This window comes from Micromonospora carbonacea (assembly GCF_014205165.1).
In the GTDB taxonomy this organism is placed as follows: Bacteria; Actinomycetota; Actinomycetes; order Mycobacteriales; family Micromonosporaceae; genus Micromonospora; species Micromonospora carbonacea.
In genome coordinates this window covers 4,803,866-4,828,636 of sequence record NZ_JACHMZ010000001.1, presented here as the reverse complement: position 1 = coordinate 4,828,636, position 24,771 = coordinate 4,803,866, and the positions used below count along the sequence as shown (strand labels likewise).

The window sequence follows — 24,771 nt, the reverse complement described above, 5'->3', positions numbered from 1 at the left end:
TCCTTGCGCGTCAGCGTTCGCGGACCACCGCGACCGGGCAGTGGGCGTGGTGCAGGAGCTGCTGGCCGACCGAGCCGAGCAGCATGCCGCGCAGCCCGCCCCGGCCCCGGCTGCCGACCACCACGAGCTGGGCGTCCCGGCTCGCCTCGACCAGCGCGCCGGCCGGGCGGCCGGCCACCACGTCGACGGTCACCGCGACGTCGGGGAACGTCTCCCGCCAGCCGGCCAGCGGCTCGTCCAGCGCGGCGCGTTCCGCCGCCGCCGCGTCGTCGGCGGCCAGTCCCCGGTCGGCCGACGGCTCCCAGGCCCGCACCACGTGCAGCGGCACGCCCCGCTGGGCCGCCCGCTCGACGGCGAACCCGAGGGCCAGCAGGGAGGTCTCGGAGCCGTCGACGCCCACCACGACCCGGCCGGTGCGCCCGGCGGGGGTGTCGCCGTCGCGGACCACCACGACCGGGCAGTGCGCGTGGGCGGTCACCGACACGGCCGTGGAGCCGGCGAGCAGGCCGCCGAACCCGCCGTGGCCCCGGCTGCCGAGCACCAGCAGGCCCGCCTCGGCGGAGCGTTCCTCCAGCACCAGGGCCGGCGGCCCGTCGAACACCTCCCCGCGCACGGTCACCGTGGGCCGCGCGGCGGCGGCGTCGGCGGCTGCCTTGCCGACCAGCTCCTCCACCTGTCGGCGGGCGGTCTCGTCGGGCCAGACTCCGGGGGCCACGCCGGGGCCGACCCAGCCGGCCACGGTCACCCACTCGAACACGTACGCCAGGCGGACCGGCCGGCCGCTGTGCTCCGCCTCGCCGAGCGCCCAGTTCAGGGCGACGGTGGCGTCGGCGGAACCGTCGTAGCCGACGAGGATCTCGTCACGGCTCACTTCTCGCTCCTCAGTTCGGCGTCGGTCTCCCGGATCCACCGCCACTCGGCGACCCGGGGGTCGTCGGAGCCGTGCTCGCGGGTGTAGTCGCGGCACGCCTGCCGGGTGTCCACCATCTCCTGCCGCAGGTGCGCGGCCCGCGCGGCCAGCCCCGGCACCCGGTCGATCACGTCGATGACCAGGTGGAACCGGTCCAGGTCGTTGAGCATCACCATGTCGAACGGCGTGGTGGTGGTGCCCTCCTCCTTGTACCCGCGCACGTGCAGGTTGTCGTGGTTGGCGCGCCGGTAGGTGAGCCGGTGGATCAGCCACGGGTAGCCGTGGTAGGCGAAGATGACCGGCTTGTCGCTGGTGAAGATGGTGTCGAACTCGTTGTCGGGCAGGCCGTGCGGGTGCTCCGACGGCGGCTGGAGGCGCATCAGGTCGACCACGTTGACCACCCGCACCTTCAGCTCGGGCAGCCGTTGGCGCAGCAGCTCGGCGGCGGCGAGGGTCTCCAGCGTCGGCACGTCGCCGGCGCAGGCGAGCACCACGTCCGGCTCCTCGCCGTCGTCGGTGCTGGCCCAGTCCCAGATGCCCAGGCCGCGCCGGCAGTGCTGGACCGCCTCGTTCATGGTCAGCCAGTTCGGGGCGGGCTGCTTGCCGGCCACCACCACGTTGATGTAGTGCCGGCTGCGCAGGCAGTGGTCCATGGTGGAGAGCAGGGTGTTGCCGTCCGGCGGCAGGTAGACCCGCACCACCTCGGCCTTCTTGTTGACCACGTGGTCGATGAAGCCCGGGTCCTGGTGCGAGAAGCCGTTGTGGTCCTGCCGCCACACGTGGCTGGACAGCAGGTAGTTCAGCGACGCCACCGGCTCCCGCCACGGGATGCCCCGGGTCACCTTCAGCCACTTGGCGTGCTGGTTGACCATCGAGTCGACGATGTGGATGAACGCCTCGTAGCTGGTGAAGATGCCGTGCCGGCCGGTCAGCAGGTAGCCCTCCAGCCAGCCCTGGCACAGGTGCTCCGACAGCACCTCCATCACCCGGCCGTCGGGCGAGAGGTGGTCGTCGCCGTCGACCCGGCCGGCGACGAACGCCCGGTCGGTGACCTCGAAGGCCGCGCCGAGCCGGTTGGAGGCGACCTCGTCGGGGCCGAACAGCCGGAACGTGCGCGGGTTGGCGGTGATCACGTCGCGGACCCACGCGCCGAGCGTCCCGGTCGCGCCCGCCACCGGCTCGCCGGGCTGCTGGACGTCGACGGCGTACCGGCGGAAGTCCGGCAGCTCCAGGTCGCGCAGCACCCGCCCGCCGTTGGCGACCGGGTTGGCGCTCATCCGCAGGTCACCGGTCGGCGGCAGCGCGGTCAGCTCGGCGACGGGCGCGCCGGTCGGATCGAACAGCTCCTCCGGCCGGTAGCTGCGCAGCCAGCGCTCCAGCTCGGCCAGGTGCTCCGGGTTGTCGCGCACCTCGGCGATGGGCACCTGGTGGGCGCGGTAGGTGCCCTCCACCTGCTTGCCGTCGACGACCGCCGGGCCGGTCCAGCCCTTCGGCGTACGCAGGACGATCATCGGCCAGCGGGGGCGCTCGACGGGCGCGCCGGAGCGGGCCCGGCGCTGGATGTCGGCGATCTCGTCGACGGCCCGGTCGAGGGTGGCGGCGAGGGCCTGGTGCACGGTGGCCGGGTCGTCACCCGCGACGACGTACGGCTGGTAGCCGAAGCCGCGCATCATGTCCAGCAGGTCGTCGGTGGGGATGCGGTCCAGCACCGTCGGGTTGGCGATCTTGTAGCCGTTGAGGTGCAGGATGGGCAGCACCGCCCCGTCGCGGGCCGGGTTGAGGAAGACGTTGGACAGCCAGCTACCGGCCAGCGGGCCGGTCTCGGCCTCCCCGTCGCCGATGACGCAGGCGACCAGCAGGTCGGGGTTGTCGAACGCCGCGCCGTAGGCGTGGCTCAGCGCGTACCCCAGCTCGCCGCCCTCGTGGATCGAACCCGGCACCTCCGGCGCCACGTGGCTCGGGATGCCGCCGGGGAAGGAGAACTGGCGGAACAGCCGCTGCATGCCGGTCTCGTCGCGGCTCACCGAGTGGTAGAGCTCGCTGTAGGTGCCCTCCAGCCAGGTGTTGGCCACCAGGGCGGGGCCGCCGTGGCCGGGGCCGGTGATGAAGATCGTCGGCAGCTTCCGGTTGACGATGACCCGGTTGAGGTGGGCGTAGAGCAGGTTGAGGCCCGGGCTGGTGCCCCAGTGGCCCAGCAGGCGGGGCTTGACGTGCTCGGGCCGCAGCGGCTCCCGCAGCAGCGGGTTGTCCAGCAGATAGATCTGCCCGACGGTCAGGTAGTTCGCGGCCCGCCAGTAGGCGTCCAGCCGGCGCAGCTCGTCTTCGGTCAGGGGGCTGTGCAGGTCTACAGCGGTGTCCATGCTGCGTTAGCCTCTCGCGGATCGGGGACGTTCGCATCCGGGGTGCCGGGTTTTCCCGGCCACGTCCAGCTTCGCGGCGCGGGCGGAGATCGATCAGGGCCGTAGGTCCTGGACCGTGGGGGCGTCATGCCCCGCCCGGCGCGGTGGCCACCAGTCCACGCACGACGATGACCGGCGCGGGGGAGTGGTAGAGCAGCGACTGGCTGACCGCGCCGAGCATCCCGCGCAGCGGCTCGTCGCCCCGGGGGGCGACCACGGTGAGCTGCGCGGAGCGGGACTGCTCGACCAGCACCCGGCCGGGGTCGCCGACGACGACGTGGCACTCGACCGGCACCTCCGGGTGCCGGCCTCCGCACCGGGCCACCAGGTCGGCCAGCTCGGCGTGCGCGCTGTCCAGGCCGTGCCGGTCGTACGCGTCGGGCCGGCCGGACGTGCCGTGCGGGCCGGGGCCCGGCGGCGGGGCGGCGGCGGGCGGCCGGTCCTCGGGCGGTGGCTCGACGACCCGCACGGCGAGCAGCCGGGCCGACCGGCGGGCGGCGCAGCCGAAGGCGAACGCCAGCGCCGTGCGGGAGCTGCGCGAACCGTCGACGCCGACGAGGACGGGGCCCTGCGGCGGCGGCTCGGGGCGCACCACCAGCACCGGGCAGCCGGCGCGGGCGGCGAGCTGCACCGCCGGGGCGTCGGCCGGGATGCAGGCCCCGCAGCGCGCCATGCCGCCGTCACCGACGACGACGAGGAACGCCGACTCGGAGCGGCGGACCAGGGCGGCGACCGGCGCGCCCTCGACGATCTCGCCGCTGACCGGCACCGCCGACTCCGCCTCGCCGGCGGCTGCGGCGGCCTCTTCGAGCAGCTCCTCGGCCCGGGCGCGCGGGTTGACCACCGACGGGGCCTCCAGCGCCGCCGACCAGTTGAAGGCGTGCAGCAGGCGCAGCGGGCGGCCGTGACCGGCGGCCTCCCGCGCGGCCAGCCGGGCGACCTGCGGCGCGGTCTCCGGTGAGCCGAGCGCGGCCACCACGGGCGCGTCGGCGGGCGGGGTCATCCGGCCTCACCTCCCCGACAGGCGTGCGCGGCGGGTCCGATCACTGCAACCGAGCGTAGTGGCCGCCGGCCGGGCCGGGGCGGGTATCGCGCCGGCTCCTGCCGACTCCGGTGACCGGCCGGTCCGGGCAACCCTGGCAACCCCGGAGATCCTGGCGATCCTGGCGATCCAGGCGGTCCTGGCGTCAACTTTGGTTGACGGCGGCCCGTTGTCAACGTATGTTGACAGCATGAGTCACGCGACGGAACTCGCGGCGGCGGCCGGCAGCACCGACCCCCGGGTCGGCCTGCGCGCCGTGCGCGCCCTGCGCCGGCTCCTCGAACGGCTGGAGGTGGTCCAGGTGGACAACGCCCGACGGCAGGGCTGGTCCTGGCAGGAGATCGCCGACGCGCTGGAGGTCAGCCGGCAGGCGGTCCACAAGAAGCACGCCGGGCGACCGGCGGTCCCGAGCACCTGGGAGGAATGATGTTCGAACGGTTCACCGGCCGGGCCCGCGAGGCGGTCAGGCAGGCCGCCCACGAGGCGCGGGCCGCCGGGCAGCGCCCGATCGGCACCGAGCACCTGCTGCTCGCCGTCCTCGCCGACCCCGACAACCTCGCGACCCGGGTGCTGCACGACGCCGGAGTCCGCGCCGCCGACCTGCGCGCCGCCGTGGCCCGGCACACCGCCGAGGGCGGCGCGGGGCTCGCCGAGGCCGACGCCGCCGCGCTGCGCGAGATCGGCATCGACCTGGCCGCGATCGTCGCCCGGATCGAGGAGTCCTTCGGCCCCGGCGCGCTGCGTGCCGCGCCGCCCGCCCCGCGCCGCCGCTGGGGGCGGCGGCACCGGCCCGGCGGCCCGTTCTCGCCCCGGTCGAAGAAGGCGCTGGAGCTCTCGCTGCGCGAGGCGCTGCGGCTGCGGCACCGGCACATCGGCACCGAGCACCTCCTGCTCGGGCTGCTGCGCGAGGGCGGCGGCCCGGCCGCGCTGGTGCTCGCCGAGGCCGGGCTGGAGCTGGACGACCTGCGCCGCCGGGTCGAGCTGGCCCTGCGGGCCGCAGCCTAGCCACCCGGCCCGGTAAACCTGTTTTCGGTGCGCGCAACCTCACCGGCCGTCGGCTCGCCGCCTGCACCGAGTTGCTGCACACTGACGCCGTGGATGCTGAGCAGAACACGCGTTCGACGCCGGACGCGCGCGCGACCGACCACCACGGCGGGCTGCGTTCCGCCGTGGTGGTCAATCCGGCGAAGGTCGCCGACCTCGACGAGCTGCGCGCGACGGTCGACGGGGCGCTCGCCGCCGCCGGCTGGCCGACGCCGCTGTGGTTCGAGACCACCCCGGAGGACCCGGGCCGCGGCCAGACCGGCAAGGCCGTTGCCGCCGGGGTCGACGTCGTCTTCGCCTGCGGCGGCGACGGCACCGTGATGTCCTGCGTCAGCGCGCTGGTCGGCACCGACGTGGCCCTCGCCGTCCTGCCCCAGGGCACCGGCAACCTGCTCGCCGCCAACCTCGGCCTCTCCACCGACCTGGCCGCTGGGCTGGAGGTGGCCGTCGAGCGGGGCCGCCGCCAGCTCGACGTCGGCGCGGTCGACGACGCCTACTTCACCGTCATGGCCGGGATGGGCTTCGACGCCCAGATGCTCGACGCCACCTCGGAGACGACCAAGGCCCGCATCGGCTGGCCGGCGTACGTGATGGGGGCCGCCCGGCACCTGCGCGACCGGCCGATGCGCGTCACCATCCGCCTCGACGACCGGCCGCCGCTGCGCCGCCGGGCCCGCTCGGTGCTGGTGGCCAACGTCGGCCGCCTCCAGGGCGGCGTCACCCTGCTCACCGACGCCGAACCGGACGACGGCTGGCTCGACGTCGCGGTGCTCACCCCGCGTGCCCTGCGGCACTGGCTGGCGATGGGCTGGGCGCTGGTGCGCCGCCGGGGCAGCGTCCCCCGGATGGAGGTCTACCGCGCCCGCCGGGTGGAGGTGACCAGCAACCGGGCCCAGCCGCGCGAGCTCGACGGGGACCTCATCGCCCCGGGCCGGCGGCTGGCCGTCGAGATCCGCCCCCGCGCCCTCTGGCTCTGCGTGCCGCAGCCGCAGGAGGCGCCCGACCTGGCCGCCGACGCCGAAGCCGCCGGGGAGCGGGGCGAGGAGCTGGTCGAGGAGGCCCGCCGTGAGTAGCACCCGGATGGTGCCCGAGACCCGGCTCATGGCCGCCGAGGAGCTCTCCGCCGACGACGCCTGGCACACACTGCGCCGCCACGGCGGCTGGCGGCTGCTGCGGGACGCGTTCGTCCGGTTCCGCTACGGCGACGGGTTCAGCCACTCCCGGGCCCTCGCGTTGCAGCTCTGCCTCGCCGTGGTGCCGTTCCTGATCGCCCTCACCGGCCTCATCACCGACCTCGGCGCCGACGAGGGCGGCCGGGTCGTCGCCGACACGGTGCTCGCCCTCACCCCCGGGCAGAGCGAGCAGGTGGTCGGTGAGCTGCTCGACTCCGGCGAGCGCACCGAGGACGCCGGCGAGTTGGCGCTGACCCTCGGCCTGCTGACCGGCCTCGTCGCGCTCACCACCACGATGGCCCAGATCGAGCGCGGCGCGAACCGGATCTACGGCGTGGAGCGGGACCGCCCGGCCCTGTGGAAATACCTGCGCGCCGCCGTCCTCGCGCTCGTCGCGGGCGTCCCGGCGCTCGCCGGGTTCCTCATCCTGGTCGGCGGCGGGACGATGGGCGACTCGGTACGCCGCAACTACGCCTGGGGCGACGTCGCCACCTTCGCCTGGGAGGTGGTCCGCTGGCCGCTGAGCCTCGGCCTGACCGTGCTCGCCGTGGCCCTGCTGTTCCGGCACGCCCCCCGCCGCAAGCAGCCCGGCCTGTCCTGGCTGTTCCTCGGCGCCGGCATCGCCACCGCCCTGTGGTGGCTGGCCAGCCTGCTGCTCGCCGCGTACGTGCGGTTCAGCGACGGGTTCGGGCAGACCTACGGCGCGCTGACCGGGATGATGGCGCTGCTGCTCTGGGCCAACCTCACCGGGATGGCGCTCTTCGGCGGGCTGGCCTTCGCCGCCCAGCTGGAGGCGATGCGGATCGGCGCTCCCGAGCCGGCCCAGCCGGACCTGTGGCAGCCCGAGACGGAGCGTGAGGAGATCCACGACACCGGCGAGATGACCGCCCTCTGACGGCGCGACGCCCCGCGCGACACCCCCGGTGTGCGGGCGGCCCGGATCGGGTAAAGGGCCTCGCCAGAGCCGACAAGGGAGGTGCGGGGTGACCGCGGTCAAAGAGGTGGTGCGGCGGCCACTCGGCCATTTCGCCGAGCGGAGCATCGCCGGCCTGGTGGCCGTCGTCGGCGCGGGGGTCGCCTTCGGCCTGCTGCTGATGCTGGTGCGGTTCCGGTGGAGCCCGCTCCAGCACGCCGACCACGAGGCCGCCGAGTGGTTCAACGGGCTCGTCGCCCCCCATCACGCCCTGGTCACCGTGTTGCAGGCGATCACCGACCTCGGCGGGCGGCCCGTGCTGATCTGGCTGGTCAGCGTCGCCGTCCTCGGGCTGCTGATCCGCCGTCAGGCCCGGCTCGCCGTCTACCTCATCATCACCGGGGTCGGCGGGCTGATCCTCGACCCGTCGCTGAAGACCCTGGTCGGCCGCCTGCGTCCCGTGGTGGACGTGCCGCTGGCCAGCGCCCCCGGCAACAGCTTCCCCAGCGGCCACGCCCTCGGCTCGTTCGTCGCGTACGGGGCGATCCTGCTGGTCTTCCTCCCCGCCATGGCGCCCCGCTGGCGCAGGCCCGCCATCGCCGTCGCCGCCGTGCTGGTGGCCCTGATCGGGCTGACCCGGATCGCGCTGGGCGTGCACTTCGTCTCCGACGTGCTGGGCGGCTGGCTGCTCGGCGCGGCCTGGCTGGGCGTCACCGCGTACGCCTTCCGGCTCTGGCGGCGCGAGCGCGGCCGGCCGGTGCCGCCGCTGACGGAGGGCCTGGAGCCGGAGGCGGGCCGCGACATCGCCCCGGCCCCCGCCGAGGAGCGCGTGCTGGAGCACCCCCGCTCGGCCGTCGCGGAGCTGCTGGTCGGCTGGGTGCTGGTGTTCGGCGCGCTGTACGCCTTCGGCATGTTCGTCAGCTACCACGCCAAGGACACGTTCTTCGGCACCCTCGACACCGGGGTCCCGCGCTGGTTCGCCGACCGGCACACCGCCGCGTCGACCGACCTGAGCTGGTGGTGGAGCAAGTTCGGCGACACCCACGCGATCCTGCTGGTGTCGCTGGTCTTCTGCCCGCTGGTGCTCGCCGTGTGGCGGCGCTGGCGGCCGGTGCTGTTCGTGGCGCTGGCGATGTTCGGCGAGCTGACCCTCTTCCTCGCCTCCGCCCGCGCCGTCGACCGGCCCCGCCCGCCCGTGGAGAACCTCGACGGGCAGATGCCCACCTCGTCGTTCCCGTCCGGGCACATCGCCGCCACCATCTGCCTCTGGCTCGCCATCGCCGTCATCGTGTTCCCCCGCACCGACCGCTGGTGGCGGTGGCTGTTCGTGGCCGCCGCGGTGGTCATGCCGGTCGGCGTGGCGGTCTCCCGGATGTACCGGGGCATGCACCACCCGACCGACTTCATGGGGGCGATCCTGCTCAGCGCCCTGTGGATCGGCCTGCTCTACTGGGTGATCCGCCCCAACGCCGACCTCGCCGAGGGCAACCGGCCGGCGATCGAGTCCGAACAGGTCGACGAGCTCGACGACGAGCTGGCCACCGCCGGCCGTCCCGACTGATCCGGCGATGCTGCGGGTGATGACCTGGAACATCAGGACCGGCGGCCGGGACCGGACGGGCCCCGGCCGCCTGGACCGGGTGGCCCGGGTCGTCGCCGCGCACCGGCCGGACGTGCTCGCCGCGCAGGAGCTGCGCGGCTTCGACTCCGGCGGCGTGCTGGCCGGCTTCGCCGCCGCCGTGGGCATGGAGCCGCACCTGGCCCGGTCGTGCTTCGGCCAGCCCGTGGCGGTGCTGGTCCGCCCGCCGCTGCGGGTCGTCGCGGCCGGCCCGGTCCGCCGCCCGTTCCACCACGCCGCCGTACGTGTCACCGTGGCCACCGACGCCGGGCCGCTCACCGTGCTCGCCGCGCACCTCGACCCGTACTCGGGGCTGCGGCGGCGGGTCGAGGCGGGCTGGCTGGCGCGGGCCGTCGGCCGGGCCCCCGGCGGGTCGGGCGCGCTGGCGCTGCTGGCCGGGGACCTGAACACCCTCGCCCCGGGCGTCGACCACACCGACCGCGTCGCCCGGCTGCCGGCCGCGTACCGTCGTCGGCACCTGCGCCGCGACGGGCGCACGGTGGACACCCGGGCGGTGGCCCGGCTCGCCGCCGCGGGCCTGGTCGACCTGTACGCCGCGCTCGCCCCCGGCGACGAGGGGCGCACCGCGCCGACGCGGCACGGCGGCGGCGCGGAGTTCTCCGGCATGCGGCTGGACTACCTGTTCGGCACGCCCACCCTGGCCGGGCTGGCCCGGTCCTGCGTCGTCGTGCGCGGCGGCGACACCGAGCACGCCTCCGACCACTACCCGGTGCTCGCCGACCTCGACCTGCACCCGGCCTGACCGCCCGCCCGGCCGCGCCGGCCCTGCGCCGCCCGCGCCGCCCGCGCCGCCGGGGGTTGCCGCCGGCCGCTACGCTCGCCGCCGTGACCGGCCACCCCGACGACCGACCCGCCGCCCGTCCCGAGCCGCCGCTCCCGCCGATCGCCCTGCTCGCCCGGGGCATCGCCCTCGTCGTGGTGCTGCCCGTGCGGCTGCTGTGGGAGCTGCTCGTCGCGGCCGTCCGGCTGCTGCGCCGCTGGCTGCTCAGCCCGCTGGGCAGGGCCCTGCGCGACTGGGTGCTGCGCCCGCTCGCCTGGCTGGCGCACCACCTGCTCTGGGTGCCCCTGGCCTGGCTGGCGCGACACCTGCTGTGGCGCCCGCTGGGCTGGGTGTTCCGGACGCTGGTCCGGCCCCTGGCGCGGTTGGTCGTGGTGGCGGTCGACTGGCTGATCCGGCACCTGCTGGTGCCCCTGCTGCGCCTGCTGCGGCGGGCGTTCGGCCCGGCGTTGACGGCCCTTGGGCGTGGCCTGTGGTGGCTGCTGCGGGTGGTCGCCGGTGCCCTCTGGCACGCCTGGCGGCTCGCCGGGCGCATCCTGCGCGCCGTGTACCGGCTGCTGCTGCGCCCGGTCGGGCGCGCGCTGCGCTGGGTCTGGCGGCACACGGTCGCCCCGCTCGGCCGCGCCCTGCGCGCCGCCTGGCGGGTCACGGTCGCCCCGGCGGCCCGCTGGCTGAACGCGTCGGTCCTGACCCCGGTCCGCCAGGCGACCCGGGCCCTCCTGGCCGCCCTGCGCCTCCGCCCCTGACACCCGCCCGCGTCGTTGTGGCGTCATCACCGTCCGTGAGGGCGGTGGCGTTCCGCTGCGAGGGCCGGCTGGCCTCACTCTGCGCGATGCCCCAGCGGCACCACCGGAGTGCCCTCGTTCCCTTTGCTCTGCACCCATCGGCGCACCACCCCGGCGAGCTGCGCAGGAAGGAGGGCTGCTGGCGGCGCGCGGCGGCCGGCTCGGTCGCGCTGCGTGAGCGCTGCGTATGTGGGTGCAGAGCAAAGGGGCCGGGGGGATTGGTGTCGCCGGGCGCGCGGGTGGCGCTGAGTCACCGGTGGATGCCCGGAGCGGGCGGGCCGTCGCCGGCCGGTGGACTACCGGGCCAGGTTGAGCAGGACGGTCAGCACGATCGAGGCGACGACCGAGAACAGGATCATCAGGAGACAGCCGAGGCCCCCGCCCGCCGGGCGGATCTCCGTGTTGCCGATGCGCATCAGGTCACCTTTCGAAGGGATGGGGCGAGCGGAGCGCGTACCGCCGCGGCGACCCCGACCGTCACAGCTCGCGGAGCCGGGGGAGCAGCTCCTCCCGGGCCCAGTCGAGGAACATCGCCTGGGTGTCGCCGCCGACCTGCACCAGCGCCACGTGGGTGAACCCGGCGTCGACGAAATTCTTGAACGCCGCGACGTGCCGGTCGGTGTCCGGGCCGCAGGAGATCCCGTCGGCGACGTCGTCCTCGCGGACGTACTGGGTCGCGGCGGCGAACGACTCCGGGCCGGGTAGCTCGGCGTTGACCTTCCACCCCATGCCGAACCAGCGGAACTGGTCGTGCGCGATCTTGCGGCACTCCGCCTCGTCGGGGCCGTAGCAGATGGCGACCTGGCCGAACCGGGGCTGCCCCACGCCGCCCGCGTCGTCGTACATCTGGATCAGTTGGGCGTCGGGCTCGGTGGCGACGAGGCCGTCGCCGTAGTCGGCGGCGAGCGTCGCCGACTGCCGGCCGGACGCGGCCACGGCCATCGGCACCGGACGGTCGGGCCGGTCCCAGACGTACGCGTCGGGCACGTCGAAGTGGTTGCCGGAGAAGGTTAGCGTCTCCCCGTTCAGCAGGGGCCGGATGATCTGGAGCGCCTCCTCGAACATCTCGTGCCGCTGCTGCACGTGCGGCCAGCCGCCGACGACGTGCTCGTTGAGGTTCTCCCCGGCGCCCAGGCCGAGGGTGAACCGGCCGTCCGACAGCACCCCGATCGTGCTGGCCTTCTGCGCCACCACGGCGGGGTGGTAGCGGCGGATCGGGCAGGTCACGAAGGACATCAGCTCGGCCCGGCTGGTGGCGTGGGCGACCGCGCCGAGCACCGACCAGGCGTACGGGGAGTGGCCCTGGGAATCCAGCCAGGGATAGTAGTGGTCGGAGATCACCAGCTGGTCGAAGCCGGCGGCCTCGGCGCGCACCGCGTAGTCGACCAGTTCCTTCGGCCCGGCCTGCTCGCACATCAGGGTGTAGCCGACGTTGACCATGGCGCATCTCCTTCGCTCTGCCGATCCACCCCGCTTACCCCCGTGGGCGTCGGTCAACCCTCGACGGCCGTCGAGGCCTTGACGGGGCGGCTCTGGGTGGTAAGGTCCGGCCTTAACCGGTTCAGGCTGGGGGCGTCGCATCCTGTGGTGGGGATGACCGCACCTGTGGCGGCTCGCTGCCCCGCGAGCCGCCACAGGACATCCCTCCGCTGAGTGGCGAGTCACTGAACCGGTTGCCCCCCCTCACTGATCGGCCTACGCTGATGCCTGCGCTGCCGCGGAGCCGGACGGCGGCTGACGGGCCAGCCGCCTTCTTCGTCACCACCGCACCCCCGCCGGGCACGGGGCTCGACCCTCCCTGAGGAAGGCCATGAGAAAACGTCTCTCCGTCGCGGGCGTCGCCCTGCTGACGGTCCTCGCCGCCGTGTTCGCCTTCGGGCAGCCCGCGCACGCCGCCGCCGGCTTCTCCGTCGCCAACGGCAAGCTCTACGACGCCAACGGCAACGAGTTCGTCATGCGCGGCGTCAACCACGCGCATACCTGGTACCCGCAGCAGACCAGCTCCTTCGCCAACATCAAGGCCCTCGGCGCGAACACGGTGCGGGTGGTGCTGGCCAGCGGGGACCGCTGGGCGAAGAACGACACGGCCGACGTCGCCAACGTCATCTCCCTGTGCAAGGCGAACAAGCTGATCTGCGTCCTGGAGGTGCACGACACCACCGGCTACGGCGAGCAGAGCGGCGCGATCACCCTGGACCGGGCGGTCGACTACTGGCTGAGCATCTCCAGCGCCCTCGCCGGCCAGGAGAAGTACGTGATCGTCAACATCGGCAACGAGCCCTACGGCAACCAGGGCTACGGCACCTGGGCCACCGACTCGGCCAACGCGATCAAGCGGCTGCGCGCCGCCGGCCTCGCGCACACCATCATGGTCGACGCCCCCAACTGGGGCCAGGACTGGTCGTTCACCATGCGCGACAACGCGGCGTCGGTGTTCGCGGCCGACCCGCAGAAGAACACCGTCTTCTCCATCCACATGTACGGCGTCTTCGACACCGCCGCCGAGATCTCCGACTACCTCGGCCGGTTCCGCACCGCGAAGCTGCCGATCGTGGTGGGCGAGTTCGGCTTCGACCACTCCGACGGCAACCCCGACGAGGACGCCATCCTGGCGTACACGCAGGCCAACGGCATCGGCTACCTCGGCTGGTCGTGGAGCGGCAACGGCGGCGGCGTCGAATACCTCGACATGACCACCAACTTCAACCCGAACGCCCTGACCACGTGGGGCCAGCGCATCTTCAACGGCGCCAACGGCATCAAGGCGACGTCGAAGGAGGCGTCGGTCTACGGCGGCATCGTCACGCCCACGCCGTCGACGACCGTGACCCCGACCCTCCCGCCGCCGACCACGACGCCCCCGCCGACCACCCCGCCGGCCAGCGGCGGCTGCACGGCGACGTACACGATCATCGGCCAGTGGCAGGGCGGCTTCCAGGGTGAGGTGAAGGTGACCGCCGGCTCCGCCGCCATCAACGGCTGGACGGCGAAGTGGACCCTCGGCAGCGGCCAGTCCATCAGCCAGGCGTGGAACGCGACGCTGACCAGCAGCGGGTCGAACGTCACCGCCACCAACGTCAGCTACAACGGCAAGCTCGGGGCCGGGGCCAGCACCAGCTTCGGCTTCCTCGGCAGCTCCACCGGCACCCCCGCCGCCCCCGCGGTGACCTGCACGGCGAGCTGACCCCTCCGCACCACCAGCGGTGGCCGGGCCCGCACGGGCCCGGCCACCGCGTCCGTCCGGGCTACGCCGCGACGACGTCGGCGACCACGCAGGCGACGTTGTCGGGCGCGCCGGCGGCGTACGCGAGTGCGACCAGCCGCTCCACGGCCTCGTCCGGTCCGCCGGCCCCGCCCAGCGCGTCGCGCACCGCCGCCGGGTCGACCACCGCCGAGAGCCCGTCGGAGCAGAGCAGGTACCGGTCACCGGGGCGGGCGTCGCGCAGCGCCAGGTCCGCCTCGACGTGCTCGCCGCCGGCCCCGAGGGCGCGCACCAGCACGGCCCGCTGCGGGTGGGCGGCGACCGCCTCCGGGGCCAGCCGGCCGGCGTCGACCAGCGACTGCACGTACGTGTGGTCCCGGGTGAGTTGGTGCAGCTCGCCCTCGCGCAGCAGGTACGCCCGGCTGTCGCCGACGTGCACCAGCGCCACCCAGGAGCCGGAGCGCAGCAGCGCGGTCAGCGTGGTGACCGGCTGGTGCGCGTCCACCGCCAGCCCGCGCACGGCCCGGTGGGCCTCGTCGACGCCGCCGGCCAGCAGCGCGAGCAGGTCGGCGGCCGGCACGTCGGCGGGCTCCAGCGCCCGCAGGACGTCGATCGCGGCGGTGCTGGCCGCCGCGCCGCCGGGCCCGCGCATGCCGTCGGCGACGGCCAACAGCCGCTCGTCGGCGTACGCGGCGTCCTCGTTGCTGTCCCGCGCGGCCCCGGTGTCGCACCGGGTGGCGTGGCGGACGGCGAGAGCGGTGTGGTCCATGGCGGACCCCTTTCCGGACAGGTTGCCGACGAGGAGGGTGGCGAGGCGACCGCGCTGCGCCGTGTCGGCGACGACCCGCCGCCAGTACGCGTCGACGGCCTCGGCCGCCGCCTCGGGCCGCAGCCCGCACACGGTGCGGATCTCGGCCAGCGGCATGCCGATGCGCCGCAGCGAGGCGATCAGCCGGGCCCGCTCCAGCTGGGCCGGGTCGTAGAGCCGGTAGCCCGACTCGGGATCGACCGCCGCCGGCCGGAGCAGGCCCAGCTCGTCGTACAGGCGCAGCGCCTTCGGCGTCAGCCGCGCGGCCCGGGCGAACCCTCCGATGGTCAGCAGCCCCACGTCACGTCCTCCTCGTGCCGGTCACCGCGACCGGCAGGCACCAGCCTGTGGCTTGCCCGAGGGGGAAGGTCAAGGCGGGGGATCAGTCGACCGCGTGGACCTCCAGCAGCAGGGTCTGCTCGGGGTGCAGGGCCGGCAGTTGCAGGCCGACGGAGGCGAGCACCGCGCCCGGCAGGGTCACCCCGGGCAGCCAGCCCGGCTCCGTCAGCTCCAGCGTCGCCGGCTCCGGCACGCCGGCCGCCGGCCGGACCGCGTACCGGCGGGCTGGGTCGAGCCCCGGCAGCCGCAGCGCGCCCGGCGTCTGGGCGACCGAGGTGGCGACGCGCGCCACGGCGTACACCGCGTGGGTGTGGTCTGCGGCGACGACGCCGTGCGCCCAGACGGCCGGGTCGGGGTGGTCGACCCGGACCACCCGGCCGGCGTGCAGCAGCGGTCGCAGCCGCTTGTGCAGCGCCACCCAGGCCGACAGCTCGACCCGGTCGGCGGCGCTGGCAGAGCCGATGTCCCACTCGACGCCGAAGTGGCCGAACAGCGCGGTGGCGGCCCGGAAGCCCAGGTCGTGCACCCGGCGCGTGGTGTGCGAGCGGTCGGGCCCGACGTGGCTGCCGACCAGCTCCGGCGGCAGCAGCAGCCCGGTCCACCGCTGGATGGCCAGCCGCTCCAGGGCGTCGTTGCAGTCGCTGGCCCAGACCCGGTCGGTGCGGCGCAGGATCTCCAGGTCGACCCGCGCGCCGCCGGAGGAGCAGCTCTCGATCTCCAGCCCCGGGTGGCGGGCGCGCAGCTCGTCGAGCAGCCGGTAGGCGGCGGCGGTCTGCGCGTGCACCCCGGGCCGCCCGGCGTGGCCGGCCTCCGTGAGGTCCCGGTTGTGGTCCCACTTCAGGTACGCGATGCCGTCGTGGTCGCGCAGCAGCGCGTCGAGCCGCCCCAGCACGTACGCGTACGCGGCCGGGTTGGCCAGGTCGAGCACCTGCTGGTGTCGCCACGGGGGCGGCAGCCGGCCGGGCACGGCGAGCACCCAGTCGGGGCGGGCGCGGAACAGGTCGGAGTCGGGGTTGACCATCTCCGGCTCGACCCAGAGGCCGAACTGCATGCCGTGCCCGCGCACGTGGTCGATCAGCGGTTGCAGCCCGCCCGGCCAGACCGTCTCGTCGACGTACCAGTCGCCGAGCCCGGCCCGGTCGTGCCGGCGGCCGACGAACCAGCCGTCGTCGAGCACGAACCGTTCCACCCCGACGGCGGCGGCGTGGTCGGCGAGGGCGCGCAGCCGGTCGAGGTCGTGGTCGAAGTAGACGGCCTCCCACACGTTGAGGGTGACCGGCCGCGCCGAACGCGGATGCCCCGGTCGGGCGCGCAGGTGGGCGTGCAGCGCGTCGCTGAGCCCGTCCAGGCCGGCGGTCGAGTGCGCGGCGTAGAGCAGGGGGGTGGCGTAGGACTCGCCGGGGCCGAGCGTGATCTCGCCGCTGCCCAGCAGCTCGCCGCCGCCCAGCGTGGCCTCCCCGGTGGGCCGCCGCTCGGCGAACGTGACGTGGTCGCCGCTCCACGCGGTGTGCACCGCCCACACCTCGCCGTGCCGGAAGCCGAACCCGGCCGTGCCGGCCACCAGCAGCAGCGTCGCGTCGTGCCCGGTGCGCCCGTGCCGGCCCTCCCGCACCCACGCGCCCATCGGCCACGGGTGCCGCTGCGGCGACCGTTCCCGGCACCACCGGCCGGTCAGGTCGAGCAGCTCGGTGGCGACCGCCGGCACCGGCAGCACGCCGGTCAGCTCCCGCAGCTCGTACGGGGTGTCGCCGTCGTTGCGCAGCCGGTGCCGCAGCAGCACCAGCCCGGCCGGGTCCAGCGCGACCTCGACGGTCAGCGTCAGCGCCGCGGCGGGGTCGCTGGCCGTCACGGTCACCCGGGCCGAGCCGGCCGGACCGGCCGGGTCGGCGGGGTCCCCGGTCCCGTCGGGCTCGTCGGTGACGGCGAGGGCGTCGAGGCGGAACGCCGTGGACCAGGCGGCGCCGGCGCGGTGCCCGGCCAGCCCGGGCCGCCCGCTCCAGCCGGCGCTGGCCTCGGGCAGCAGCGACAGGACGGTCGGGGCGTCGAAGCTGCTCGGCACCACCGGCGGCACGCCTGCCGCGACGAGCGCGGTCAGGTCGTCGGCGGCGAGTGGGCCGAGGTCGGCGCCCCAGTGTGCGACCCGGGGCAGCCCGGGGCCGCGCGCGTCGAGCACCAGGCTGGTCGCGGCCCGGCGCAGGTGGACGATCGTCATCCCTTTGAGGCTCCCAGCGTCAGGCCCCGGACGAACTGCTTCTGCAACAGGAAGAAGATCACCAGGGTGGGGATCGCGACCAGCACCGAGCCGGCCGAGACGAGGTTGTTGTCGGTGAAGAACTCGCCGCGCAGGTTGTTCAGCGAGCTGGTCACCGGGAACTTGTCGCCGGTGCGCATGAGCACGGTGGCCCAGAAGAACTCGTTGTAGATCCAGGTCACCTCCAGCGTGGCCAGCGCCGCCAGGGCGGGCCGGCACAGCGGCATGGTCACCTGCCAGTACTGCCGCCACACGCTGGCCCCGTCGACCATCGCCGCCTCGTACAGCTCGTGCGGCAGGGCCTTCATGTAGTTGCTGAGCACGAAGACGCAGAAGCCGCACTGGAAGGCGACGTTGACCAGGATCAGCCCCCAGTAGCTGTCGTAGAGCAGCTCGGAGTCGCTCATGAACGGCGGCAGCGGCACCTCGGTGAACAGCCGGAACAACGGGATCAGCAGGGCCTGCTGGGGCAGCAGGTTCGCGGCGGTGAACAGGCCGAGCAGGACGATGTTGAGCTTCCAGCTGAACCGGGCGATGACGAACGCGACGCAGGAGGCCAGGAACAGCGTCAGCAGCACGGCCGGGACGGTGATGTAGACGGAGTTGAGGAAGTGCTTGCCGAACTCGGCGGTGCGCCACGCGGTGACGTAGTTGTCGAGGGTCCAGCCGCCGAGGGAGACGTAGCCGTTGGCGGCGGTGTACTCGTAGGAGCGCAGCGAGGTCAGCACCGCCCAGAGGATCGGGAACAGCCAGCCGACGGCGACCGCGCCCAGGAAGAGGTGCAGGACGACCCGGGCGGGCCGCAGCGGGCGGCGGCCGGACGCGGCGGCGTCCGGCTCGCGGGTCGGGGCAGCGGCGGTCACTTCCGGTTCTCCCTCATGACGGTCGCCAGGTAGACGGTGATGAAGACCAGCGAGACGGCCAGCATGAGCGTCGCCAGCGCCGAGCCGAAGCCGATGCGGCTGGCCTCGCCGACGACGTTCTGGGTGACCAGCGCGGAGATCAGCTCCAGCCCGTTGCGGCCCTTGTTGACGACCCAGACCAGGTCGAACGCGCGCAGCGACTCGATGACGGTCACCACCAGCACGATGATGTTGATCGGCCGTAGCACCGGGAAGACCACCTTGAAGAAGGTGGTGGCCTCGGACGCGCCGTCGACGGCGGCGGCCTCCCGCAGCGACGGGTCGACGCCCTTCAGCCCGGCCAGGTAGAGCAGCATGATGTAGCCGACGTGCCGCCAGCCGGCGGCGACGAGCACCGCCCAGATGTTGACGTCCGGGTCGCCGTACCAGTCGGTGCTGGTGCCCAGCGCCGCGTTGAGCAGGCCCTGGTCGCGGGAGTAGATGAGCTGCCAGACGAAGCCGATGAGCGCCAGCGAGAGCACCACCGGCAGGTAGAGCGCGGTCTGGTAGAAGCGGCTGCCCCGGATCTCCTTGTCCAGCAGCACGGCGAGGAACATGCCGAACGGGGTGGCGACCACGAACAGCGCCGCGAGCCAGAGCAGGTTGTTCTGCACGGCCGGCACGAACGGCGGATAGATGTTGATCACGTCGGAGTAGTTGCGGCCGCCGACCCACTCGATCTCGCCGATCGGGCCGATGCCGTCCCAGTTCGTGCCGGACAGCGCCACCGTGGCCAGGGCCGGGAACCACACCAGGCCGACGACCAGCAGCAGCGGTACGAGCACCATCAGCGCGATCACCACGCGGTCGGTGCGGGACAGGAGCCGTGACCCGCGGCCGCGACCACCCTTGCGGGTGGTCGCGGCCGGCGACGACACGGCGGGATCCGCTTGGATCAGGGGCAGGTCGGACACGTGTCCTCGCCTCTCGCCGTCGTCAGTCGGTGAAGATCGACTTCTTCTGGTTCTCGATGCTGGTGAGCAGCCCGCCGATGTCCTTCGGGTCCTTGATGAACTGCTGGAGCGCCGGGATCATCACGGTGGAGGCGAAGTCGGGCCGGGTGTCCCGGTCGAGGAACTGGGCGATCTCGGTGGCCGAGCCGACCAGCTCGGCGGCCTTCTTCTGCAACGCGGTGTAGCCGCTGACGTCGGCCCCGCTGTTGGCGACGAGCGTGTTCGGGTCGTTCTTGACGGTGACGTCGGCGGCGTCCTTCGAGCCGAGGTACTCCATCAGCTTCTTCGCGTTGGCCGCGGACTTCGGCTTGCGGGCCATCATGTAGCCGTCGATCGGCGCGTCCAGGGCCTTCGCCCCGATCGCCGGGTCGATCTCGGGGAAGGTGAAGAAGTCGAGGTCGTCCTGCTCGTCGTCGTTGAACTGCTGGCCCACGAAGAGGCCGAGGAGGTACATGCCGGACTTCTTCTGCTGCAACGACTGGGCCGCCTCCTGCCACGTCCGGCCGAGGCTGTCGGCCTGGTGCAGCGGCAGCAGCCCCGCCCAGGTGTCGAAGACCTTCTTCACCTTGTCGGAGGTCCACGCCTCCTTGCCGGCCATCAGGTCGATGTGGAACTGGTAGCCGTTGATCCGCAGGTTGAGGATGTCGAAGGTGCCCATCGCCGGCCAGCCGTCCTTGTCGCCGAAGGCGATCGGGTTGAGGCCGTCCCGCTTCATCTGCGCGCCGAGGGCGTTCAGCTCGTCCAGGGTCTTCGGCACCTGGTAGCCGCGCTGCTGCCACACCGACTTGCGGTAGAACATCGCCCACGGGTAGTACGACGCCGGCACGAAGTACTGCTTGCCGTCGTCGCCGGTCGACGCCTTCTTGAACGCGTCGGAGTAGCCGGAGAGCTTGCCCCACACGTCGCTGACGTCGCCGGCCAGGCCCTTCGCCGCGAAGAACCGCATGCGGTAGCCGGCGAACCAGGTGTAGACGTCGTCCGGCTTGCCCTGGAGGTAGTTGTTGATGTTCTCCTGGAACGTGTTGTGGTCGACGGTGTTGATCGCGACCTCGACGCCGGAGGCGGTCTGGAACCCGGCCATGACCTTGGCGAGCACGTCCTTGGGCTTGGGGTCGGACTGGTTCGAGCCGAGCGACACCGTCTTCGACTCCGCCCCGCCGGACTCGGAGTCCGAGCCGCAGCCGGCGAGCAGGCCGGTGCCGAGCAGGGCGCCCGTTCCGGCCGCGCCGGCCAGCAGGGAGCGCCGGCGCAGGCCGGCGACGGACGGGGGTACGAGCCGGGCGAGGTACTCGGCCTGGGTGCGGGGACGGGACATGGTGCCTCCTGCGGCTGAGAAGGGGTGCGGCACCCGGGGGTGGGGTGGTGGGGGTGGTGGGTGTTCGGCGTTCGGGAATGCCACAGCGGATCCACCGTGAACCCACATCAGCGAACACGAACGGCCATAGGGGCCTCAAGCTACTCGTCCGTCGGGCGCTGTCAAGGGTCGATCTGTCGATCGAAACCGCGCTGTGACAAGGGGATCGGCGCGGTAAACGTTGTAAAGAAGCCCGATGTTGAAAAGTGTTGACTTGGGTGTGCTACGCGGGCACGCTGTGCCCTCATGCGGGATCGACACGACACCGGCGGGCAGCGCGACACCGGCTGGCAGGGCGACGGCTGGCAGGGCGACGGCATCTACTACGGCGCCGACTACAACCCCGAGCAGTGGCCCGAGCAGACCTGGGCCGAGGACGTGGAGCTCATGCGCCGCGCCGGGGTCAACCTGGTCTCCGTCGGCATCTTCTCCTGGGCGCTGCTGGAGCCCACCCCGGGCACGTACGACTTCGGCTGGCTCGACCGTGCCCTCGACACCCTGCACGCCGGGGGGATCTCGGTCGACCTCGCCACCGCCACCGCCAGCCCGCCGCCGTGGCTGGCCCACGCCCACCCCGAGACGCTGCCCCGCCGCGCCGACGGCACCGTCCTGTGGCCGGGCGGCCGGCAGGCGTACTGCCCCAGCTCGCCGGTGTTCCGCGAGCGTTCGCTCACCCTCGTCGAGGCCGTCGCCACCCGCTACGCCGACCACCCCGCCGTCGTCATGTGGCACGTCTCCAACGAGCTCGGCTGCCACAACGTGCACTGCTACTGCGACGTCAGCGCGGCCGCGTTCCGGGGCTGGCTGCGCGAGCGCTACGGCGACCTCGACGCCCTCAACGAGGCGTGGGGCACCCTCTTCTGGAGCCAGCGCTACGGCGACTGGGCCGAGGTCAACCCGCCGCGCGCCGCGCCGACCTTCGCCAACCCCACCCAGCAGCTCGACTTCCTGCGCTTCTCCTCCGACGAACAGCGCGCCCAGCTACGCGCCGAACGCGACCTGCTCAAGCGGCTCGTCGCCCAGCCCGTCACCACCAACTTCATGGTGGGCATGAGCAAGCACATGGACTACTACTCCTGGGTCGCCGACGTGGACCTGGTCGCCACCGACCACTACCTCTCGGCCGCCGACCCGCTCTCGCACGTCGGCCTGGCGCTGGCGGCCGACCACACCCGGGGCGTCGCCGGCGGCGCGCCGTGGCTGCTCATGGAGCACTCCACCAGCGCGGTCAACTGGCAGCCCCGCAACGTGGCGAAGGCACCCGGGCAGCTGCGCCGCAACAGCCTCGCGCACGTCGCCCGGGGCGCCGACGGGGTGCTGTTCTTCCAGTGGCGGGCGTCCCGGGCCGGCGCGGAGAAGTACCATTCGGCGCTCGTCCCGCACGCCGGGGCGGACACCAAGGTCTTCCGCGAGGTGTGCCGGCTCGGCGCCGACCTGAAGGCCCTCGCCGAGGTACGCGGCAGCCGCGTCGACGCCGACGTGGCGATCCTGTTCGACTACGAGGCGTGGTGGGGCGTCGAGCTGGACTCCCACCCCAGCGTCGACGTCACGTACGCCGACCGGCTCGCCGCCCTGCACGGCGCGCTCTGGCGGGCCGGCGTCACCGCCGACGTGGTGCACCCGTCGACCGACCTGTCCCGCTACCGCCTCGTGCTGGTCCCGACGCTCTACCTCGTCCGCGACGCCGACGCCGAGGCCCTGCGCCGGTGGGTCGCCGCCGGCGGCACCGCCCTGGTGACCTACTTCAGCGGCATCGTCGACGAGCACGACCACGTCCGGCTCGGCGGCTACCCCGGCGCGTTCCGGGAGCTGCTCGGCATCCGCACCGAGGAGTTCTTCCCGCTGCGCGAGGGCGAGCGGGTCACCCTCGACGACGGCTCCGCGGCCGACGTGTGGACCGAGTGGCTGCACCCGGCCGGCGCGCAGGTCGTCGCCGCGTACGCCGACGGGCCGCTGCCCGGGGTCCCGGCGCTGACCCGGCACGCCGTGGGCGCGGGCGCGGCCTGGTACGCGGGCACCCGCCTCGACGACGCCGCCACCGACCGCCTGGTGGCCCGGCTGCTGGCCGAGGCCGGGGTCGGGCCGGCGGCCGCCGCACCGCCCGGGGTGGAGGTGGTCCGCCGCTCCGGCGACGGGCGGAGCTGGCTGTTCGTCGTCAACCACACCGACCGCCCGGCCCGGATCGCCGCCACCGGCACCGAGCTGCTCACGGGCGTCCGCTGCGCCGGGGAGCTGGAGGTCGCCCCGGGCGAGGTGGCCGTGGTCCGGGAGGAGGGGTCCGATGCTCGCCCAGCAACGGCAGAGCGCCATCCTTGAGCTGATCCGGCAGCGCGGCGGGGTGCGGGTCAGCCACCTGGTGACCCGCTTCGGCGTCTCCGACATGACCATCCGCCGCGACCTGGAGGTCCTCGCCGAACGCGGGCTGATCGACAAGGTGCACGGCGGCGCGACCCTGGCCGGGCCGGGCTCGGCCGAGGAGCCCGGCTTCGCCGCGAAGTCGATCCGCCAGCGCGACGAGAAGCGGGCCATCGCCGCGCGGGCCGCCACCCTCGTCGAGCCCGGCATGGCGATCGCGCTCTCCGCCGGCACCACCACGGCCGCCCTGGCCACCCTGCTCGCCGACGTGCGCGGGCTGACCGTGGTGACCAACTCGATCCCCGTCGCCGACGCGCTCTACGCCGACCCGCGGGCCGACCGCACGGTCGTGCTCACCGGCGGCATCCGCACCCCGTCGGACGCGCTGACCGGGCCGGTGGCGGAGGCCGCCGTGAGCACGCTCAACGTCGACGTGCTCTTCCTCGGGGTGCACGGGATGAGCCCGCGCACCGGTTTCACCACCCCCAACCTGCTGGAGGCCGGCATCAACCGGCGGCTGGTGCACGCCGCCCGGCGGCTGGTGGTGCTGGCCGACCACACCAAGTGGGAGACGATCGGCATCGCCACCATCGCCCCGCTCGCCGACGCGGACGTGCTGATCACCGACGCGGGGCTCGACCCGGCGGCCCGTGCCCCGCTCGCCGAGCAGGTGGGCGACCTGGTCGTGGTGGAGGTGTAAGGAAGGGCCCCCTGTTAACGCATACGGTAGAGAAGGGCCCCCTTCTCACGCCCGCCGGACGCCGCCGAGCACGCCGAGCAGGGCACGGTGTGTTCCCAGGCATCTCACAGCGGTGTTGGCTAGGGTCGGTGCCGTGAGCTGCGACGCTCCAGGGTGGAGCGCGCACCTGCGGGAGTGGCGATGGTCTTCAAGAAGATGTTGAGCGCGTTCGGGGTGGGCGGTCCGACCGTGGACACCGTTCTCGCGAACCCGAACACCCGGCCCGGTCTGGCCCTCGACGGCCGGGTCAACCTGGTCGGCGGGGAGGCCCCGGCCGCCATCGAGCAGATCGCCGTCGGCCTGGTCACCCGTGTCGAGATCGAGAGCGGCGACAGCGAGTACGCGGGCATCATGGAGTTCCACCGGATGCCGGTCAGCGGGGCCTTCGAGCTCGCCCCGAAGCAGCAGCTGTCGATCCCGTTCCAGCTCCCGGTGCCGTGGGAGACCCCGATCACCGACGTGTACGGCCAGCGCCTGCACGGCATGACCATGGGGCTGCGCACCGAGGTGGCGGTGGCCCGGGCCGTCGACAAGAGCGACCTCGACCAGGTGGCGGTGCACCCGCTGCCGGTGCAGGAGCGGATCCTGGAGGCGTTCGCCCGGCTCGGCTTCCGGTTCAAGGGCGCCGACCTGGAGCGCGGCCACATCCACGGCGTGCAGCAGACGCTGCCCTTCTACCAGGAGATCGAGTACTTCGCGGCCCCGCAGTACGCGCAGGTCATCAACGAGGTCGAGCTGACGTTCGTCACCAGCCAGCAGGGCATCGACGTGATCCTTGAGTGCGACAAGCGGGGCGGCTTCCTCAGCGCCGGCCACGACGTCTTCGGGCGCTACACGGTCTCGCACGCCGACGCCGACCGCGTCGACTGGGCGCAGGTGGTCGACGGCTGGCTGAAGGAGACCACGTCGCGCTACGGCGGCCTGCGCGCCCAGGGCTTCGGGGCCCCGCAGGGCTACCCGCCGCAGCACGGCTACCCGATGCAGCACGGCCACGGTCGCGGCCGGGGTCCCGGGATGGGCGGGATCGTCGCCGGGGCGGCGCTCGGCGCGGTCGGCGGGATGGTCGCCGGCGAGATGATCGAGGACGCCATCGAGGGCGACTTCGCCGAGGACTGGGGCTTCGGCGAGGAGTAGTCCGGCACGTACGCGAAGAAACGCGACGGTGGCCCGCCGGGAATCCCGGCGG

At 73.8% G+C, this 24,771-nt stretch carries 20 protein-coding genes; 11 read left to right on the top strand and 9 right to left on the bottom strand.

Annotation, left to right across the window (positions count from 1 at the left end):
- Positions 1-10: 10 nt before the first annotated feature.
- The 3 genes from HDA31_RS20030 to HDA31_RS20020 all read right to left on the bottom strand — a co-directional run bounded on the left by HDA31_RS20030 (position 11) and on the right by HDA31_RS20020 (position 4,312).
- The gene (locus HDA31_RS20030) at positions 11-871 is read right to left on the bottom strand and encodes a universal stress protein (RefSeq protein WP_074479162.1); all 861 of its coding nucleotides are present in this window, start codon (positions 869-871) and stop codon (positions 11-13) included.
- Complete coding sequence (locus tag HDA31_RS20025; RefSeq protein WP_178063999.1) at positions 868-3,270, bottom strand: phosphoketolase family protein; 2,403 nt, start codon at positions 3,268-3,270, stop codon at positions 868-870. The genes HDA31_RS20030 and HDA31_RS20025 overlap by 4 nt, the downstream gene beginning before the upstream one ends.
- A 124-nt stretch (positions 3,271-3,394) precedes the next feature.
- A complete protein-coding gene (locus HDA31_RS20020; protein ID WP_178064000.1) occupies positions 3,395-4,312 on the bottom strand; it encodes a universal stress protein in 918 nt (305 codons plus the stop codon).
- A 229-nt stretch (positions 4,313-4,541) separates the two neighbouring features.
- On the opposite strand from HDA31_RS20020, the gene HDA31_RS20015 reads away from it, so the two are divergent.
- The 7 genes from HDA31_RS20015 to HDA31_RS19985 all read left to right on the top strand — a co-directional run bounded on the left by HDA31_RS20015 (position 4,542) and on the right by HDA31_RS19985 (position 10,643).
- Entirely contained in the window at positions 4,542-4,778 is a 237-nt protein-coding gene (locus HDA31_RS20015; protein WP_043962604.1) for an HTH domain-containing protein, read from the top strand.
- Positions 4,778-5,356 (top strand): Clp protease N-terminal domain-containing protein, encoded by a 579-nt coding sequence (locus HDA31_RS20010; protein ID WP_178064001.1) that lies wholly within the window; start codon positions 4,778-4,780, stop codon positions 5,354-5,356. Before HDA31_RS20015 ends, HDA31_RS20010 begins: the two co-directional genes overlap by 1 nt.
- A gap of 152 nt (positions 5,357-5,508) precedes the next feature.
- Positions 5,509-6,468, top strand: a complete 960-nt coding sequence (locus HDA31_RS20005) for a diacylglycerol/lipid kinase family protein (protein WP_246384662.1) — start codon at positions 5,509-5,511, stop codon at positions 6,466-6,468.
- Positions 6,461-7,462 (top strand): YihY/virulence factor BrkB family protein, encoded by a 1,002-nt coding sequence (locus HDA31_RS20000; RefSeq protein ID WP_178064003.1) that lies wholly within the window; start codon positions 6,461-6,463, stop codon positions 7,460-7,462. Before HDA31_RS20005 ends, HDA31_RS20000 begins: the two co-directional genes overlap by 8 nt.
- Positions 7,463-7,550: 88 nt before the next feature.
- Positions 7,551-9,041 (top strand): phosphatase PAP2 family protein, encoded by a 1,491-nt coding sequence (locus HDA31_RS19995; RefSeq protein ID WP_178064004.1) that lies wholly within the window; start codon positions 7,551-7,553, stop codon positions 9,039-9,041.
- Positions 9,042-9,048: 7 nt separating this feature from the next.
- On the top strand, positions 9,049-9,861 hold the full coding sequence (locus tag HDA31_RS19990; protein WP_178064005.1) for an endonuclease/exonuclease/phosphatase family protein: 813 nt from the start codon (positions 9,049-9,051) through the stop codon (positions 9,859-9,861).
- Between the two features lie 83 nt (positions 9,862-9,944).
- The gene (locus HDA31_RS19985; RefSeq protein WP_178064006.1) at positions 9,945-10,643 is read left to right on the top strand and encodes a hypothetical protein; all 699 of its coding nucleotides are present in this window, start codon (positions 9,945-9,947) and stop codon (positions 10,641-10,643) included.
- Between the two features lie 516 nt (positions 10,644-11,159).
- Here the strand turns inward: HDA31_RS19985 and HDA31_RS19980 are convergent.
- Positions 11,160-12,122, bottom strand: a complete 963-nt coding sequence (locus HDA31_RS19980; RefSeq protein ID WP_178064007.1) for a TIGR03557 family F420-dependent LLM class oxidoreductase — start codon at positions 12,120-12,122, stop codon at positions 11,160-11,162.
- A gap of 370 nt (positions 12,123-12,492) precedes the next feature.
- On the opposite strand from HDA31_RS19980, the gene HDA31_RS19975 reads away from it, so the two are divergent.
- Positions 12,493-13,866 carry a cellulase family glycosylhydrolase gene (locus tag HDA31_RS19975; protein WP_178064008.1) on the top strand — a complete coding sequence of 458 codons (1,374 nt, stop codon included), beginning with the start codon at positions 12,493-12,495 and terminating at the stop codon, positions 13,864-13,866.
- Positions 13,867-13,927: 61 nt separating this feature from the next.
- Here the strand turns inward: HDA31_RS19975 and HDA31_RS19970 are convergent, their stop codons facing one another.
- The 5 genes from HDA31_RS19970 to HDA31_RS19950 form a co-directional block, all read right to left on the bottom strand.
- On the bottom strand, positions 13,928-14,992 hold the full coding sequence (locus HDA31_RS19970) for a MerR family transcriptional regulator (RefSeq protein ID WP_178064009.1): 1,065 nt from the start codon (positions 14,990-14,992) through the stop codon (positions 13,928-13,930).
- Between the two features lie 82 nt (positions 14,993-15,074).
- Entirely contained in the window at positions 15,075-17,243 is a 2,169-nt protein-coding gene (locus HDA31_RS19965) for an alpha-galactosidase (protein ID WP_178064010.1), read from the bottom strand.
- Positions 17,240-18,145, bottom strand: a complete 906-nt coding sequence (locus HDA31_RS19960) for a carbohydrate ABC transporter permease (protein ID WP_178064011.1) — start codon at positions 18,143-18,145, stop codon at positions 17,240-17,242. Before HDA31_RS19960 ends, HDA31_RS19965 begins: the two co-directional genes overlap by 4 nt.
- The gene (locus HDA31_RS19955) at positions 18,142-19,098 is read right to left on the bottom strand and encodes a carbohydrate ABC transporter permease (protein ID WP_074479175.1); all 957 of its coding nucleotides are present in this window, start codon (positions 19,096-19,098) and stop codon (positions 18,142-18,144) included. The genes HDA31_RS19960 and HDA31_RS19955 overlap by 4 nt, the downstream gene beginning before the upstream one ends.
- Positions 19,099-19,120: 22 nt before the next feature.
- A complete protein-coding gene (locus HDA31_RS19950; protein ID WP_178064012.1) occupies positions 19,121-20,452 on the bottom strand; it encodes an ABC transporter substrate-binding protein in 1,332 nt (443 codons plus the stop codon).
- A 285-nt stretch (positions 20,453-20,737) separates the two neighbouring features.
- On the opposite strand from HDA31_RS19950, the gene HDA31_RS19945 reads away from it, so the two are divergent.
- From HDA31_RS19945 to HDA31_RS19935, 3 genes are all read left to right on the top strand, one after another.
- A complete protein-coding gene (locus HDA31_RS19945; protein ID WP_221486645.1) occupies positions 20,738-22,807 on the top strand; it encodes a beta-galactosidase in 2,070 nt (689 codons plus the stop codon).
- The gene (locus HDA31_RS19940; RefSeq protein WP_178064013.1) at positions 22,773-23,546 is read left to right on the top strand and encodes a DeoR/GlpR family DNA-binding transcription regulator; all 774 of its coding nucleotides are present in this window, start codon (positions 22,773-22,775) and stop codon (positions 23,544-23,546) included. Before HDA31_RS19945 ends, HDA31_RS19940 begins: the two co-directional genes overlap by 35 nt.
- 180 nt (positions 23,547-23,726) lie before the next feature.
- Complete coding sequence (locus tag HDA31_RS19935) at positions 23,727-24,719, top strand: sporulation protein (protein ID WP_178064014.1); 993 nt, start codon at positions 23,727-23,729, stop codon at positions 24,717-24,719.
- Positions 24,720-24,771 lie beyond the last annotated feature (52 nt).